The following is a 16,560-nucleotide window of genomic DNA, read 5'->3' as shown; positions in this document are numbered from 1 at the left end:
GTGGGGCGCGGGGGCGCCCGCAGGGGTCGGAATCCTGCAACGGTGGCCCGAATCCGTTGCAGCGCATTCAAATACGTATTTCGGCAGTACCGGGCGGTCTCCGTAGTATCGGTGGTCCGTGGACCGGTGCTGTCTGCAATCTCAGGAGGACCACGTGTCTTTGCGTCGTTCGTCGCTCGTACTCGCCATCGTCGGAGTGTTACTCATCGCAGCCGCAGGGCTGATCCGATTCGTCCTCGTCCCGTCGATGACGAAGATGCCCACCGAACTCGACGGCCGGTCGACCTACACGGGCAGCCTGCAGTCGTTCGACCCCAGCAAGTTCGCCCTCGGGGACGGCGTCGAGTTCACCGTGACGCGGCACGTGGAGGTCGACCACGTGGACGGGGACGTCGCGGTCATCACGAGCGTCGCCGAAACCCATCGACCCACAGGGGATTCCACGTCGGCCCACACCTACGCGCTCAGCCGGGTCGACTACTCCCAGCAGCCGGCACCCGAGGGTTTCGAGGTGGAGGACCAGAAGGGCGCCATGGTCTTCTCCCTGCCGATGAACCCCTCGCCGGACGGCAACGCGCTGTACGACACCGTTACTCGCGAACCCATTCCGCTCGAGCACGTCGGAGACTCGGTCCTCGAGGGTCGCGAGGTCTTCGACCTGCGGGGCCACCTCACAGCGCCGATCGCCGACCCCGCGGTGCTCGCTCCGGCGCAGGCCGGGATCGCCGCGATGGCCGGCGTGGGTGACGGATCGGTCCTTCCCAAGCAGATCCTCCAGGTTCTCGCCGGTGTCCTGCCGCCCGAGAAGGCGCAGCCGATCACCGCGGCGCTGGCGGCCCAGCCCGATCTCGTGCCCGTCGTGCTCACCGCCGACACCACGGTCGATCTGAACATCGACACCCGCTTCGGAAGCACGGTGCGCTCCGTCCAGGATCAGACCACCGTGCTCAACATGCAGGCCGGGGAAGAGCTGATCCCGCTGCTCGACCTGTCCCGCGCCGTCGTGGGCACCGACGACGCATCGGTCGCGGACACGGCCTCGAAGCTGTCCTCGTCGGAGACCATGCTCGACATCGTCTCGAAGTGGCTGCCGCTGCTGCTCACCGTGATCGGTGTCGTGCTGATCGTCGTGGCGTTCCTGCGCCGCCGCCCGGAGCCGGCGTCTCCGCCGGCAGGCGAGGCCGACGACGCGAGCGGCGAGGTCCTGGAGTCCACCGGGTCGGAGTCCTGACCCGAGGCTCGTGTCTTACACGGGAGCGCCTGCACGACGCAGGGCATCACGGACCCGCTCGACGAGGACCCCGGATCGCCGGTCGAGCAGGTCCGCACCCACCCGGATGACCGTCCAACCCAGTTCCGGGAGTAGGCATAGCGTTCGATGTCGCTCGTGCGCTGGGCCGGATCGGTCCAGTGGTGGCTGCCGTCGTACTCGACGAGCACCCGTCACTGTTTCCACCCCAGGTCCGCCCGCGCCACGAAGCGGTCACCGTCGAACACCTCGATCTGTGTTTCCGGGGCGGGCAATCCCGCACGGATCAACAGCAGCCGCGTGTGCGTCTCGGGAGGCGACGCGGCGCCCCCGTCGACGAGGGCGAGTATCCGATCCAGGCCGCCGATGCCCCGGTCACCCCGATGTGTCGCCGCGACGTCCTGTATATCGCGGACCTTCAATCCGGTTGCGTTGCACAGCGCGTCGAGCATCTCGATGCACGCGACGGTGGGACGATGACGCCGCGCCAGGTCGTAGCCCGTCTGCGCCGGTGATGTCACGGTCATCCCGTCGACCACGCACGTCTCCACGTCCCGTGCAGTACGAACCACGATGCCGGGCACCGACCGCACATGACCGTCCCTGAGCAGTTCCGCGGGTGCGTGTGGGTCGATCCACCGCGACCCGTGCATCGCGGCCGCCGACAGTCCTGCCGGGATCCCGCTGCGGTTCGACCACATCCACGCGGCCTTCGCTCGCAGTCGCGCTGTCGGCGCGATCCCCGGGCGGATGTGCACGTCGCGGTGCAGACGTACGAAGTGCCGGTCGAGGCCGTACCTGGTGACGATTCCAGCGTCGAGGGCCTCCGAACCCCGGAACAGCTCGTCCAAGTCGATCATGATGCCCAGCGTGCGCGGCCGCGTCCGATCGCGAAAACCCGCTGGGCGCACATGTGTACAACTTCGATGTTGTCCACAGGTCTGTGACGGGTGAGAGGGAGGTTGTGCGCGATATTCCCGAGGATTTCGCGCACAACCTCCCGCTCGTCAGGTGCCGGAAGCCGGGGGCTCGATCAGGACCTCCCGGCCACGCAGCGCCTGCGAACAGACACTGCACTGAAGGACCGGATGGAAGTCCTTCCGGCACAACACGTGCCGGAAGAGGATCGCGGGACCTTCGGGTGCCCGGAACCACTGCTGACCCCAGTCGATCATCAGCGCGACGACGGGGAAGAACGCCTCACCCTTGGCGGTGAGGCCGTAGGTCACCCAATCCGGCCGCGTCGGGTTCGGTGACGTCTCGACGACCCCGAGGTCCTCGAGTCTGTGGAGCCGGTCGGCGACCATCGCCGGCGGCGCGCCGGTGCGTTCCGCCAGTTCGCCGAACCGGCGGGCGCCCAGGAACAACGCCCCGATCATCGCGGCCGACCACCGGTTTCCCAGCAGCTCCATCGTGTGCGGCAGCACCTGGGACGGTTGCCGCACCGACGTGGACCGGCGACGGCCGATCGACGCCGGCACGCTGCGCGACCAGTCGGCACTCGGGCCGAGATCCGCCGACACGTCGTGCCGGTCGCAGGGTTCACCGCACGCGCGACAGACCAGAACCGGTGTGAACGTCGCGCCGCAGGCGGCGTGCCGCATCGACGGCAGTACGTCGGCGGACTCGGGCGACCACGTCTGCTCCCATGCCCACATGCTCAGCAGCACGGGCCAGACGGCGAGCCCGCGCGGAGTGAGCGGGTACTCGAAGCGGACGGGATGGTCCGAATAACGCACCTTGTCGAGCAGGCCGAGTTCGGTCAGCTGGGTGAGGCGTTTCGACAGAACGGAATTCGAGATCGAACCTTGTGCGATCCAGTCGCCGTAGCGCCGGCACCCCGCGACCGCGTGACGCAGGATCCACAGATTCCATTCGTCGCCGAGCACACCGAGGGTGACGGCGATCGCGTTGTCGCCGCCCTCGGCAAGCTCGGTGAACATTCGTTCGGCCACGTCAGCTGACTCTAGTGGTGCCGTTCCTGTGCTCGATCCGGTGCCGGTGCCCCGGCCGCCGTACCGTAGCCGTGTCCGACGAATCGCGTGGTGGCTGCGGCGAACTCGGATTCGAGCCGGTCGACGATAGCCGCGACCGGCTCGACCGACTTGATCGTCTGCAGCCCCTGGCCGGCCGCCCACACATCCTTCCAGCGGGCGGGACCGTCGGATGCCACATCGTAGGATCGCTCGGCACCGAAAACCAGGTTGTCGGGATCGAATCCGTTGGCGACCAGGCTCGGGCGCAGCCACGACGCGGGAGTCCCGGTGATGCCCGCGCTCACGATCAGATCGTCGGGACCGTGGTCGACGACCATCTGCTTGTATTCCGGCGCGGCCATGCTCTCGGTGGCGGCCAGGAAACGGGTGCCCATGTAGACGAGGTCGGCGCCCGCGGCGACCGCCCCGGCGATACCGGCCCCGTCGGTGACGGCCCCACCGACGGTCACGATCCCGTCGAAGAACTCCCGGACCGCGGAGATGAACGCGAAGGGCGACAGGTGACCGGTGTGACCGCCCGCGCCGGCGGACACGCACGCGAGCCCGTCGACACCTGCCTCTGCGGCCTTGCGGGCGAGCGCGATGTTCACGACGTCCGCGATGACCGTTCCCCCGTACGACTTGACGACGTCGATCACCGGGGCGGGAGAACCGAGGGCCGTGATCACGATGTCGGGCCGGTGTTCGGCGACGAGCCGCAGGTCGTCGGCGAGACGTGTGTTGGTCCGGTGGGTGACGAGATTCAGTGCCCACGGCGCCGGCGCGGTGCGGGACGATGCGAGGCGGTCGCGGATGGTGCCCATCCACTCGTCGAGGTCCGCGGTGGTGCGGCAGTTCGGGCTGGGGAAGGATCCCACGATGCCCGCCTCGCAGGCGGCGACCACCAGGTCGGGGCCGGAGACGAGGAACATCGGTGCCGCCACGACCGGCAGGCGCAGATTCTCGAAGCGTGTCACCGGACGGAATGCTGTTGTCATGGTCATCTTTCCGATCGGTCTCGTCCGACGACGAAACTGACTGTGGTGGTGGTGCTTCCACCGAAGTTGAGCATTCCGGCGCGGGCGGCGCCGGGCACCTGGTAGTCGCCTGCCGTCCCGGTGACCTGCTTGTGGCAGTCCAGGAGCATGCGCACACCGGTTGCGCCGACGGGATGCCCGCCGCCGAGCAGGCCGCCGCTCGGATTCATCGGGATGCGCCCGCCGATCTCGAGTTCTCCGGATTCGATTGCGCGCCAGCTCTCGCCGGGTTTCGTGATGCCGAAATGGTCGATCGCCATGTATTCGCTGGCGGTGAAGCAGTCGTGGGTCTCGATGAGGTCGAGGTCGTCGACCCCGCTGATGCCGGCGCGCGTGAAGGCATCCCCGATCGCGGCGGACACGTGGGGGAACATCAGCGGCTCGTCGGCGCTGCGGGCGAGCTTCTCCTCGAGCAGCAGCCCGACGGTGCGGTGGCCCCAGCCGAGGATGCGCGAAAGGTCTTTCTGTTCGGCTGTTTCCGTGTGGGCGCGGCGGTACCGGTCCGATATCAGGACGACCGCGGCGCCGCCGTCGGTGAGGGGACCGCAGTCGACCTTGTGCAACCGGCCCTCGACGACCGGGTTGGCGTCGGCGTCGTCGGTGAAGGACGCCGGACCGAACTGCCATCCGCGGGTCTGCGCGTTCGGATTGGAGCGGGCGTTGCGGGTGTTCAGCTCGGCGATGCTCCACAGGTGCCCGGGATCCAGACCGTACCGCTTGTCGTACTCGTCGGCGATGCGGCTGAACATGTAGGGCCACATGAATTTGGCATCCTGACCCTCGTGCCCGATCCAGGCAGCGCCGGACATGTTCTTCGCACCGAGGTCGCCGGGCACGTTCTTTTCGAGTTCGACGCCGACGACCAGGGCGCAGTCGTATCGCCCGGATTCGAGATCGGCCATCGCCGCGAGGATCGCCAGGGATCCGGACGCGCAGGCGCCCTCGTGGCGGGTGGCCGGCACACCCCACAGATCGGGGAGGACCGAGGCCGGCATCGCACCGAGGTGGCCCTGACCCGTGTACACCTGCGCGAACGCGTTTCCGACGTGGACGACGTCGATGTCGGCGATCGGGATGTTCGCGGCGTCGAGTGCACCGCGGGCGACTTCGGCGGTCAGTGCGTCGAGGTCGAGACCGTCCTTGGAGAGGTTTCGGGAGAAGTCGGACTGGTATCCGCCGGCGATCCACACCGGTTCAGGGCTCATGGGTCTCTGCTTTCGGGCTGTGTGAACTGCAATCGTTACTACAACTATAAGAGTTTGCGGGAAATGGGAAGTCCTCTTCCGTCGAGGGGGATTGTCGAGGGCGTCTTGACAATGGCACGTGTCGTTAGTCACTCTCTTAGTTGTAGAACGAAGGCGCGCCCCGAAGCCCACGCCGGGATGCCGCGCCAGCCCGATGCGAAAGGTGAAGGCCATCATGGATATCGAGATCGTCGGCCGACTGCTGTCGACCCTTCCCGAGGACGACGATCACCCCTACCGCACGGGCCCGTGGCGGCCGCAGACCACCGAATGGAAGGCCGACGATCTCGAGGTCGTCGAGGGGCAGGTCCCCACGGACCTGGACGGTGTGTACCTGCGCAACACCGAGAATCCGCTCCATCCGGCGGTGCGGAGATACCACCCGTTCGACGGCGACGGCATGATCCACGTCGTGGGTTTCCGGGACGGGAAGGCGTTCTACCGCAACCGTTTCGTGCGCACGGACGGCCTTCTCGCCGAGAACGAAGCGGGCCGTGCCCTGTGGGCGGGTGCCTCGGAAATGCCCGAGTGGGCCGAACGTGAGGACGGCTGGGGCGCGCGGCGGAGGATGAAGGACGCGTCGAGCACCGACGTCGTCGTCCATCGCGGGCGTGCGCTGACGAGCTTCTGGCAGTGCGGCGATCTGTACCGCCTCGATCCGTACTCGGCACGCACCCTGGGCAAGGAGGACTGGAACGGGAGTTTCCCCTTCCATTGGGGTGTGTCGGCGCATCCGAAGGTCGACGAAACGACCGGTGAAATGCTGTTCTTCAACTACAGCAAGGAGGCGCCGTACATGAAGTACGGCGTCGTCGACGAGAACAACGACCTCGTGCACTACGTCGACATCCCGCTCCCCGGTCCGCGCCTGCCGCACGACATGGCCTTCACCGAGAACTACGCGATCCTCAACGATCTGCCGTTGTTCTGGGATCCGCGGCTGCTCGAGCGCGGCGTCCACGCACCGAAGTTCCATCGCGACATGCCCGCCCGGTTCGCGGTCATCCCCCGTCGCGGGCAGACGTCGGACATCAAGTGGTTCGAAGCCGACCCGACCTACGTCCTGCACTTCGCCAACGCCTACGAGGACGGCGACGAAATCGTGCTCGACGGCTTCTACCAGGGCGCCCCCGAACCCTCGCCCGAAGGACTGACGGAGCAGCAGCGGGCATTCCGGTTCCTCGCACTGGACTACCTGCAGACCCGGCTGCACCGCTGGCGTTTCAATCTCGTCACCGGAGCGGTGAAGGAAGAGCCCCTCACCGACACGATCACCGAGTTCGGCATGATCAACAACACGCTCGGCGGACGCGAGCATCGCTACGTCTACGCGGCGACGGGTGTGCCGGGACGGTTCCTGTTCAACGGCCTGGTCAAGCACGACGTGCGCACCGGCGCCGAGGAGAGCTGTTCGTTCGGTGACGGCGTGTACGGCAGCGAGACGTCGATGGCTCCGCGGGTGGGCAGCACATCCGAGGACGACGGATACCTCGTCACGCTCACCACCGATATGAACGACGACGCCTCCTACTGTCTGGTGTTCGACGCGGCGGCAGTCGGAGACGGACCGGTCTGCAAACTGCGCCTGCCCGAACGAATTTCGAGCGGAACCCATTCCACGTGGGCGGCGGGCGAAGAACTCCGGCGCTGGCGCGCCGCCGACGACCCGGCGCAGACGATCGGCCTGTAGGCACCGCGGATCCGTTCTCCCCGTAACCCCAGTTCGCACAGTCGAGAAGGAAAGGTGGCACATGGCTCAGCCACACCGAGGCCTGCATCCGAAAGAGCGCGTCGACGACTACGTCCGGCGCGGATGGTGGACGGATCACACGCTCGACCGGGTGTTCCGCGAGCAGGTGAGCGCGCGCGGTGACGCCACCGCGATCGTCGACCCGGCCAACCGGGCCGACCTCGTCGGATCGCAGCCCCGGCGCCTCACGTGGAACGAACTCGAATCCGAGGTCGTCCACCTCGCGGCGCGACTGCTCGACCACGGAATCGGTCGCGGCGATGTCGTCGGCGTCCAACTCCCCAATTCCGTCGAACTGGTCGAGGTGTACCTCGCCGCGTGGTCGATCGGCGCCGTCGTGTCGCCGCTGGCGATGCAGTATCGCGAACACGAGATCGTGACGATGTCGAACAAGGGCGGCTTCGCGACCCTGCTGACCGTGGAGAAGTTCGGCGGCCGTCCGACCGCCGCGGAAGTCGTCGCGGTGCGGCACACGATTCCGTCCCTGCGGTCTGTCCTGACGATCGGTGCGGCGGAGGAGAATTCGGGAACGGCCGACGCGCACATCGTCCCGGGTCCGGCCTCGGACACCGACAGGGGACGGGTCGAAGCGCTGCGTAGCGCGGACCCGAACGATCCCAACGACTGCGTCACGATCTGCTGGACCTCCGGCACCGAGGGCGAACCGAAGGGGGTGCAGCGGACCCACTACGACTGGCTCGCCTTCTCGATCGCGACGATCGACGCACCCCGCGTGACGGGCGACGACGTGCTGCTCAACCCGTTCCCCATGATCAACATGGCGGGCATCAACGGCATGTTGCTGCCGTGGCTCGTCATGGGGGCGAGGCTCGTGCAACACCATCCCTTCGACGCGCCCACCTTCTTCCGGCAGATCGCGGTCGAGCGCGTGACCTACACGATCGCGCCGCCGGCGCTGATGTGGATGCTCCTGAACAACGAGGACCTGCTCGCGAAGATCGACCTGTCCAGCCTGACCCGGATCGGCTCGGGTTCGGCGCCGCTGCAACCGGCGATGGTGCGCGGGTGGCAGGAACGGTTCGGGCTCAGCGTCATCAACTTCTTCGGCTCCAACGAGGGTGTGTCGCTGCTGTCGAGTCCCGAGGACTTCCCCGACCCCGACATCCGAGCGCAGTTCTTCCCCCGCTACGGAGCCGACGGCATCCGGTGGTCGTCGAGGTTCGCCGAACGCGTCAGCGTCAGGCTCGTCGACCTCACGACCGGTGAGGAGATCACCGAACCGGGCCGGCCCGGCGAACTCCGGATCGCGGGCCCCGCCGTCTTCCCCGGATACATCGGGGGAGCGGACCTCCCCAGTCCGTTCGACGACGACGGATACCTGAAGACCGGCGACATCTTCGAGATCGCCGGCGACCGGAACCAGTACCTGCGCTACGTCGACCGCAGCAAGGACCTGATCATCCGCGGTGGCATGAACATCGCGCCGGTCGAACTCGAGGGCATCATCGCCGAGCACCCGGCGGTGGCGGAGGTCGCCGTCGTCGGTGATCCCGACACCGTGCTCGGCGAGAAGGTGGCCGTGGTCGTCGTGTGCCGTGCCGGCGCATCGCTGACCCTCGACGAACTGGTGGCGTTCCTGAAGGAACGGAAGATCGCCTCGTTCAAGCTTCCCGAGCGCCTCGAGGTCCGAGAGGTGCTTCCCCGCAACGCCGTCGGCAAGCTTCTCAAGCGTGAACTGCGCCGGACACCTACGTCCGTCGACTGAGTCCCGCACCATCCCTCTGTTCCTGAAGTGGAGATCTCTTGTCCCAGTTCAGCTCGGACGTCTTCGTCTACGACGCGGTCCGGACACCCAAGGGCCGCGTCCGGCGCGGCGGCGGAACCCTGACCGACGTGCCCGCATACGAACTTCTCGCGACGCTGCTGCGCGCCCTGCAGGCGAGGGGACTCGACGCCGAACGGGTCGACGACATCGTCATCGGCACCAGCACGGCCGCCGGTGACCAGGGCGGCGACGTCGCCCGCGCCGCGGCCCTGTGGGCGCAGTGGCCCGACACCGTTCCGGGTGGGGTGGTGTCGCGGCTGTGCTGCTCCGGGCTCGACGCGATCGGCACCGCCGCAGCGAAGGTCGCGTCCGGAATGCACGACGTCGTCGTCGCGGGTGGGGTGGAGTCCATGTCGCGGGTGCCGATGCTGACCGACAAACCTGCGTTCGCCTACGAGGGTCCGTTGCAGGACGTCACCGGGTACGTGACCATCGGTGTCGCGGCGGACCTGACCGCGGCCGACGCGGGCTTCACCCGCGAGGATCTCGACAGCTACGCGGTGACGTCGCATCGGCGTTCCGCCGCCTCCGCGACATCCGCGTCGATCGTCCCGATCACGTCCGGCGACACCGTCGTGCTGGACCGGGACGAAGGAGCACGCGCCGACGCAACCCTCGACGGATTCGCTGCTCTCGGAACGTTGTTCGGGGAGGATCCGTCCTGGGAGCGCGTCGCGCGGCAACTACCCGATTCGCTCCGGCCCACCGGCGGCCTGCACACGCTGGGGACCGCGCCGCAACTCGCCGACGGTGCGTCGGCCCTCGTACTCGGGTCGGGGCGCTCCCGGGAGGTCGCGGGGTCGGACCCGATCGGGCGGATCGTCGCGGTCACCCAGACGGCGGTGCGCTCGCCACGACTGACCGCGGGCATGACCGCGGCCCGCGCCGCATTGGATCGTGCCGGGATCACGGCCGCGAACCTCGACGTCGTCGAGGCCAACGAATCGTTCGCAGTGTCGCCGCTGCTGGTCGCCCGGGAACTCGGCCTGGACCCCGCGCGCGTGAATCCGAACGGCGGCGCCGTCGCGACGGGACATCCGCTGGGCGCGAGCGGAGGGATGCTGCTCGTCAACGCCCTGGACGAGCTGGCCCGCACCGACGGGGAGTTCGCCCTGCTCGTGATTCCCGGTGGTCTGGGTCTCGGGGCGGCGGTCGTCGTGCAGCGGGTGTGAGGGGAGCGGGCCGCTTTCGCCGAGGGGCACACGCCTCCCCACAGTCGGTTCGATGGGGTGACTGCTCGGTCTGATAGATCTGTGCCATGACTGCACCCGCGGGCTGGCACCCGGACCCCCAAGGACACCCTCAGCTGCGCTGGTGGGACGGATACCAGTGGACCGCGGTGACCCAACCGCTCCCGCCCGCGCAGCCAGTCCCGGACGTCGAGGCCTCTGCCGCCCCGGCGCACCGTCCGATCTCGGTGTTCAACGCCAAGAAGCGGGCCCAGGAACTGCAGGCGGAAGTCGACCGGCTGCAACGGCTCGTCGACAGCATGGGACTCGGCGGGGTAGCAGCCCTCGACGCCGAAACCACCCGGCTCACCGCGGAGGTTGCTGCCCTGCGCACCGAGCAGTCAGACCTGACCGCGCGGATCGCGGCGTCCCGCAGCGAGCTCATCGAAACCCGGGTGCAGCAGGACCTGCAGGCGGTGGGCCTGTATCGGTATCACCATCCTGCCGAGACCTCCGTGCAGCTCAAGGACGAGCTGCTGCGTGTCCAAGCGGCGATCAAGCAGGCCGTACGCGACAAGACCGCTATCAGCGCCACGGCGAACTTCACCTTCAACAACTCTGCCGCCCAGGGACGAAAGTTCGTGGCGGACATGTCGAAGATCATGCTGCGCGCCTACAACGCCGAGGCGGAGAACTGCGTCAAGACCGTCAAGGCAGGCAACCTTGCCGCCGCCAGCGAGCGGCTGTTCAAAGCCGCCGACCAGATCGCCCGCCAGGGGCAGATGATCGCGCTGCGGGTCACCGATCACTACCACCGGCTACGGCTGCGGGAACTCGAGCTCGCCGCCGACGTACACATGAAGGTTCAGGAGGAGAAGGAAGCCGAACGGGCCCGGAAGGAGGAACTGCGTGAGGCACGCAAGGCCGAACAGGAATTCGCCGCCGAACGGGCCAAACTGGAGAAGGAATTCGCTCACTACCAGGGGGCCCTGGCCGCGCTCGAAGCCTCCGGGGACGTCGACGGGGCACAGCGGTTGCGCGACAAGCTCGGCGACGTTCAGCGAGCTCTCGACGACGTCGACTACCGGGCGGCGAATGTCCGGGCCGGATTCGTCTACGTCATCTCCAACATGGGTGCTTTCGGAGTCAGCATGGTCAAGATCGGTATGACCCGCCGACTCGACCCGATGGACCGGGTCCGCGAGCTCGGCGATGCGTCGGTGCCGTTCCGGTTCGACGTGCACGCCCTGTTCTTCGCCGATGATGCCGTCGGTGTCGAGGGCAAGCTGCACGAGGCGTTCGCCGACCGCCGGGTCAACAAGGTCAATCCGCGACGAGAATTTTTCTATGCCACCCCGGCCGAAGTACTCGAGGTGCTCCGTGAGCACGTCGGGGAGGTCATCTCCTTCACTGAGGAACCCGAGGCCGAAGAATACCTGGTCAGCATCGGAAAGAAGGACGCCTCATTTTGACCGGCAGGAGGGCCCGGGCATGAGCTGACCGGGGTGGTTCTCTTTCTGCTGGTCAACGGTCGCCGTGGAGGATACCGTCGAGGACCTCGACGAGCGGGCCGGTCTGGCCGATGAGGGGCAGCTCGATGGACAGAAGCATGTCGTTCTTGCGGCGCATGTGGTGGGCATGGCGGCCGGCGGCGAACTCGGCGGCGAGGAGCCGGGCGTCGGCCTGGCGTTGCATCTCGAGGAGTTGGGCCAGCTCGGAGATAGTGAGTTCGACTGTGCCGAGCGTGGGGTGGCCGGCCTCGGTGGCGCGGATGGTGGCAAGGGCGAGGCGTTCGTCGAGTGTACGGAGGAGTTGGTCGCCGCTGGGGGTGTCGTCACTGATCACGGACTCGAGGTTCTCGAGGTTAAGGGTCGGGGCCATCGGGGCGTTCACAGAGAGCTTCTAGGTGTTGTCGATGCGTCCGCGTCTGATCGCCGGTTCCGTTGGACAGGCCGTCAAGAAAGCCCGTTCCATCGTCCGCAATGGCGATCCGTGCGGAGTAGTCGACGTGCTGGGACCGCGGAACCTCCAGGATCAGCGGGTGAGCCGGAGGAACGCGCCGAGTTCGGCCAGTCCCTCCGGTGTGCCCGGCAGATACCGGGTCAGGGCGGGGGAGTGCACGACGACCGCGTGCCACTTCCCGCGTGAGAGCGCGACGTTGAGCCGGTTGCGGGACAACAGGAACGACATGCCCCGCGGGACGTCCTCGTGCGCAGACGCGGTCATCGACACGAACACGACGGCGGCCTGACGCCCCTGGAACCGGTCGACCGTTCCCACGTCGACCCGGTCGAGTCCCGCCGCGGCCAGCCGCTCGCGGATCGCGATCACCTGCGCGTTGTACGGCGCGACCACCAGGACATCGCCCTGGTCGAGGGGGCGGGTGCCCTCGAACGAATTCGGGTCGCGCCACGGGGTGCCCAGCAGGTCCCGGATGCGCCGGGTGATCTCGTCCGCTTCCTCCACCGATTCGGTCGAGTTGCCGTGATGCTCGACCAGGACGGTGCTCACGCCGGGCGGTACCCCGTCGAGCGACCGTGCGGCCGTGACGTTCTCCTGCGAGAGCAGACGACCCTCGTACGACAGGTCCGATACCCGCGCGCACAGCGCTGGGTGCATACGCCATGTGCGGGACAGGAAGTAGCCGCGGTCTACGGGTAGGGCGCCGTGCCCCTCGGCGAGCCACCCGAGTGCCGAGGTGTCCGCCGGTTCGGGATGGGTGCCCTGGCTGACCTGGGGGAGCTGCTGAGGGTCGCCCAGCAGCAACAGCTTTCGCGCGGCCTGCGCGACAGCGACCGTGTTCGCGAGACAGAACTGCCCGGCCTCGTCGATCACGAGCAGGTCGAGACCGCCGGGCTCGAAGCACGACAGGTTCGTGAAATCCCATGCCGTTCCGCCGACGACGCAGCCGCCGACGGCGTGGTCGAGGAACCCGGCCATTGCCTTGGCATCGGGGAACGCGGTCCAGACCGGGTCGGTCTTCCTCGGCTTGGCCTTCGCGACGGCATCACCCGGGACACCGGCGTCGATGATCCCGTCGAGCATGTTCTCGATCACCGAATGTGATTGTGCAACAACACCGATCCGCCATCCGTGCCGGAGCGCGAGGGTGGCGACGACGCGTGCTCCGGTGTAGGTCTTTCCGGTGCCGGGCGGACCCTGCACCGCGACGTACGAATCGTCGAGGTCGAGCAGTGCGGCGGTGATCGCGGCAGCGTGGTCGCCGTCGACCACCGGGGGCAGGCCGGCATTCGACCGGGTGCGCGGCGGGATCCGGCGCAGCACGTCGACCGCCGCCGTGACCGGCGGGTGCGGCAGCGTTCCGCACATCTCGTCGGCGGCCGCGACGATCGCAGCTTCGATGCTAGTCGTCCGGATCGGCGGCCCGGGCGTGATCGCCATCGGCAGCTGCGTGTACTCGTCGCAATCCGTGGACAGCGTTTCCTCCACGACCAGCACGTCGTGGAAACGGTCGTCCGTTGTGCGGGTGACGACCGTGCCGGTGCTCCATCCGCGGGTTCCGGGTCCCCCGTCGAGCAGTCCGTCCGGCACCGGAATGTCGTAGAGCAGGTACACCGTGGTCCCCGGTCCGACGGTGCTGCCGGTGCCGAATTCACCGACGAACCTGATGTTGCGGCGCAGTTTCCGTTGCCGCGGTGTGGCCTTGTGCCAGTCGTCGAGGAGCGTCACCGACGCCGCGACCAGCGTGTCGCGAGTGTCCGACCATTCGTCGGCGGGATCGGACAGCCGGTCGAAGTGCGCCCACCAGAACGGTTTCCGCTCGCGGCGGTGGTAGCCGAGCGACGCGGCCATCAGCGCCGCGGCCTGCTGTTCGTCGGTGCGGTCCACATGTGTTGCGGGACCGGCGAACTCGCGCAGGGCAGTTTCGAGGGGGTCGGGTTCGGTCTCCTCGGCTTCGGTCACCGCGACGGGGTCGGTGGTCGCGACACCGTGTTCGTCGGCGCGCGCGAGCAGCCAGTCCCGCAGCAGCATCGTCGAGACGCAGTCGTCCTTGTTGTACGCGGCGATGCCCGCGAGCACTTCCGCGGCGGCCTGGTCGTCGCCGGCGTCCCGGTGGTCGCAGTAGTCGGCGTACGCGACGACGGAGGTGGCCGCGTCGGTGACGTCGCCGTCACGCTTCGTCGTGTACAGCGGTTCGAGTTTCTTGATGCTGTACGACGGCGCACCGATCCGCAGCGACGCCCGCACCACCGGGTAGAGGTCGACGAGAACACCCCCGCGCAGCAGGTCGTCGACGATCTCCTCGCCGACTCCGTGTCTCCCGGCGAGCCGCAGCAGCGCCGACTTCTCGTAGGCCGCGTAGTGGTAGACGTGCATGTTCGGGTACTGCCGCCGCCGGTCCGTCAGGTAGTCGAGGAATTCGGTGAACGCGCGTCGTTCCTCGGCTCGATCGTGGGCCCAGAACGGCCGGAACACCGGGTCCTGCGCGGTCCCTTCGACGACGCCGAACAGGTACTCGAGTCCCCAGTCCGAGCTGTCGTCCCTGCACCACAGTGGATCCCCTTCGAAATCGAAGAAGATGTCCCCGGCATCCGGTTTCGGCAGGGCGCCGAGGCTGTTCGGGGCGAAGACCTCCACGTAGGCCGAGCCCGTGCGCTCCTGCTCCAGTTGCGCGAGGGCCTGGGCGCGCAGCGACGCATAGGTGCGTGCGGCGATACCCGGGACCGGGTCCTCGCGGGCGGCGAGGTCGTCGACGGTGGTGATCCCTCCGGCGATGAGCCGGGCCCGCTGCGTCGCCCGCATCCCCGCGACGAGCAGCAGATCCCGGCTCGACGTCACCTCCGGCTCACACGCCGGGCAGCGCCCGCACGCGGTGTGCCCGGAACCGCCCCAGGCCACCGGTGCACCCGCGCGGTGGTGGTCGTCGAGGAGTTCCTGCAGGTGGGCGCGGTGCAGCGCGAACACCGGAACGATGTCCGCGACCGGGTGCGCCGAGTCGGTTCCGTCGCCCAGCAGCAGATGCGCGTGGGACGACACCGGGACACCCGCGGCGGCGAGTGCATCCGCGTACGCCGCCACCTGCAGCAGTGCCGGAATCTTCGTGTGCCGCGACAGTTTCGTGTCGTAGACCGCGTAGGTGTCGCCGTCGCGGACCAGGAAGTCGCAGAAGCCGACGAACCGGCCGTCGAAGACGGTGCCCTGGTAGACGACGTCGATTCCGGCGCGGAGGGCGTCGAGTGTCGCGGCGGCCGCTGCCGCGTAGCCGTCGGTGGTGTGTTCCGGGCGCGACATGATCGCGACCCCGGCACCGAATCGTTCCTGGAAGTCCCGCAGCGTCCGTTGCTCGTGCGCATCGCCGAGCGCGAAGGCCCGCTCGAGCATCGGGTCGGGGACCGTGTCGGTCTGCGCACCCCGCCCCAGCGCCGCATCGAGCGTCCGCAGCAGCGAGAACTCGCAGGTCGCGGCGTGGGCGAGGTCGCCGGCGCTGTACACCAGCGTGTCGTCGAGCAGGAACATCAGCGAGTTCCGTGGTGCTGGGTTCCGGGGTGCAGCGGTCGCATGAGTCGACTATCCCAGACACCCGGGCGCTTTTCGGCTAACGGGGTTCGAGCCGCAAGACGGGTATGTGCCGCCCGAAGCTCGCCGTTGTCGCGCGATAGTCGCCGTATCCGGCGTAGACCTGCTCCGCGAGGGCGAACAGGCGGGCGTACTCGTCCGGGTCGGTGACCTCCGCGGCGACGAAGCTGTCGCCGCCGAGTTCGCATTCGGGGTACGCGAGCAGGTTGTAGTACCAGTGCGGATGTTTCGAACCGCCGAAGTTGGAGGCGACCAGAATCGGGGTCCTCCCGTCGTGGAAGTAGGCCAGCTGCACCTCGTGCGGGCGTCCGGTGCGGGCGCCCGTGGTTCGCAGGGGCGCGCTGGCGACCGTCCATCGCTGCGATGTCAGCCATCCGCCGGAGATCCGATACATCCACGGGTCGATGCGGCGGGCGACGCTGCGTGCGTAGAACTGCCCGAACCGGCTTCGTCCGAAGCGTTCGAGCGCCTTGTACAGCGAGCCGTGGGTCTCGTGTGGATCCACGTGACGCAGTGGCACGCGAACGACGCTACTCGCTGGTCGGGCTCGTGCGCGGTTTCGGTAGTGGCCGCTGCCGAAACCGCGCACGAGCCGCGGTGCAGCCGCCCTCGACGCCGAGCGCAGTGCGACCCAGCAGAACCAGGGCCCACGGTCCGATCACCCACACCGGCCACGGGTAGATCAGTGCGCCGACCGCGAGCGAGACGACGGCCCAGATCGCGAGGTTCAGAACACCGACGGCGAGCCACGCCGACCATTCGATGCGCTGGTGCAGCGGAAGCCCGCGCACGTAGTCCCGCAGCGGACGCG

At 68.1% G+C, this 16,560-nt stretch carries 11 protein-coding genes and 2 pseudogenes; 5 read left to right on the top strand and 8 right to left on the bottom strand.

The features are described from left to right. The first annotated feature begins 154 nt into the window (after window positions 1-154). On the top strand, window positions 155-1,231 hold the full coding sequence (locus M1M07_RS29885) for a porin PorA family protein (RefSeq protein WP_197252576.1): 1,077 nt from the start codon (window positions 155-157) through the stop codon (window positions 1,229-1,231). 15 nt (window positions 1,232-1,246) lie between these two features. On the opposite strand, the pseudogene M1M07_RS29880 reads toward M1M07_RS29885, so the two are convergent. From M1M07_RS29880 to M1M07_RS29865, 4 genes and pseudogenes are all read right to left on the bottom strand, one after another. Beyond that, window positions 1,247-2,109 (bottom strand): annotated as a pseudogene (locus M1M07_RS29880) (endonuclease domain-containing protein). A 147-nt stretch (window positions 2,110-2,256) separates the two neighbouring features. Beyond that, window positions 2,257-3,192, bottom strand: coding sequence for a helix-turn-helix domain-containing protein (locus M1M07_RS29875; RefSeq protein ID WP_197252579.1), 936 nt, complete (start codon window positions 3,190-3,192; stop codon window positions 2,257-2,259). Between the two features lie 23 nt (window positions 3,193-3,215). Next, a complete protein-coding gene (locus tag M1M07_RS29870; RefSeq protein WP_248676479.1) occupies window positions 3,216-4,202 on the bottom strand; it encodes a nitronate monooxygenase in 987 nt (328 codons plus the stop codon). A 23-nt stretch (window positions 4,203-4,225) separates the two neighbouring features. After that, a complete protein-coding gene (locus tag M1M07_RS29865; RefSeq protein WP_197252574.1) occupies window positions 4,226-5,467 on the bottom strand; it encodes an acetyl-CoA acetyltransferase in 1,242 nt (413 codons plus the stop codon). Between the two features lie 214 nt (window positions 5,468-5,681). On the opposite strand from M1M07_RS29865, the gene M1M07_RS29860 reads away from it, so the two are divergent. From M1M07_RS29860 to M1M07_RS29845, 4 genes are all read left to right on the top strand, one after another. Next, window positions 5,682-7,196 (top strand): carotenoid oxygenase family protein, encoded by a 1,515-nt coding sequence (locus M1M07_RS29860; protein WP_248676478.1) that lies wholly within the window; start codon window positions 5,682-5,684, stop codon window positions 7,194-7,196. A 61-nt stretch (window positions 7,197-7,257) separates the two neighbouring features. Further along, window positions 7,258-8,982 (top strand): class I adenylate-forming enzyme family protein, encoded by a 1,725-nt coding sequence (locus M1M07_RS29855; protein WP_248676477.1) that lies wholly within the window; start codon window positions 7,258-7,260, stop codon window positions 8,980-8,982. 38 nt (window positions 8,983-9,020) lie between these two features. Further along, complete coding sequence (locus M1M07_RS29850) at window positions 9,021-10,214, top strand: thiolase family protein (protein ID WP_248676476.1); 1,194 nt, start codon at window positions 9,021-9,023, stop codon at window positions 10,212-10,214. 86 nt (window positions 10,215-10,300) lie between these two features. Next, a complete protein-coding gene (locus M1M07_RS29845) occupies window positions 10,301-11,683 on the top strand; it encodes a DUF4041 domain-containing protein (RefSeq protein WP_248676475.1) in 1,383 nt (460 codons plus the stop codon). Window positions 11,684-11,735: 52 nt separating this feature from the next. Here M1M07_RS29845 and M1M07_RS29840 read toward each other — a convergent pair whose 3' ends face one another. The 4 genes and pseudogenes from M1M07_RS29840 to M1M07_RS29825 all read right to left on the bottom strand — a co-directional run. Next, window positions 11,736-12,092 (bottom strand): hypothetical protein, encoded by a 357-nt coding sequence (locus tag M1M07_RS29840; protein WP_248676474.1) that lies wholly within the window; start codon window positions 12,090-12,092, stop codon window positions 11,736-11,738. Between the two features lie 153 nt (window positions 12,093-12,245). Further along, complete coding sequence (locus tag M1M07_RS29835; RefSeq protein ID WP_248676473.1) at window positions 12,246-15,689, bottom strand: bifunctional RecB family nuclease/DEAD/DEAH box helicase; 3,444 nt, start codon at window positions 15,687-15,689, stop codon at window positions 12,246-12,248. A 79-nt stretch (window positions 15,690-15,768) separates the two neighbouring features. Next, on the bottom strand, window positions 15,769-16,269 hold the full coding sequence (locus tag M1M07_RS29830; RefSeq protein ID WP_248676472.1) for a nitroreductase/quinone reductase family protein: 501 nt from the start codon (window positions 16,267-16,269) through the stop codon (window positions 15,769-15,771). Window positions 16,270-16,279: 10 nt separating this feature from the next. Continuing rightward, window positions 16,280-16,560 (bottom strand): annotated as a pseudogene (locus M1M07_RS29825) (hypothetical protein); the annotation flags it as partial.

Origin of the sequence: Rhodococcus sp. HM1, from assembly GCF_023218075.1 — a bacterium.
Classification (GTDB): domain Bacteria; phylum Actinomycetota; class Actinomycetes; order Mycobacteriales; family Mycobacteriaceae; genus Rhodococcus.
This window is presented reverse-complemented; position numbering and strand designations above follow the sequence as displayed.

What these genes read in the sequence shown, in the direction of transcription:
- M1M07_RS29845 (WP_248676475.1), top strand. Translation starts at nt 10,301, where the DNA reads ATGACTGCACCCGCGGGCTGGCACCCGGACCCCCAAGGACACCCTCAG.
- M1M07_RS29865 (WP_197252574.1), bottom strand. Translation starts at nt 5,467, where the DNA reads ATGAGCCCTGAACCGGTGTGGATCGCCGGCGGATACCAGTCCGACTTC.
- M1M07_RS29855 (WP_248676477.1), top strand. Translation starts at nt 7,258, where the DNA reads ATGGCTCAGCCACACCGAGGCCTGCATCCGAAAGAGCGCGTCGACGAC.
- M1M07_RS29835 (WP_248676473.1), bottom strand. Translation starts at nt 15,689, where the DNA reads ATGTTCCTGCTCGACGACACGCTGGTGTACAGCGCCGGCGACCTCGCC.
- M1M07_RS29875 (WP_197252579.1), bottom strand. Translation starts at nt 3,192, where the DNA reads ATGTTCACCGAGCTTGCCGAGGGCGGCGACAACGCGATCGCCGTCACC.
- M1M07_RS29860 (WP_248676478.1), top strand. Translation starts at nt 5,682, where the DNA reads ATGGATATCGAGATCGTCGGCCGACTGCTGTCGACCCTTCCCGAGGAC.
- M1M07_RS29840 (WP_248676474.1), bottom strand. Translation starts at nt 12,092, where the DNA reads ATGGCCCCGACCCTTAACCTCGAGAACCTCGAGTCCGTGATCAGTGAC.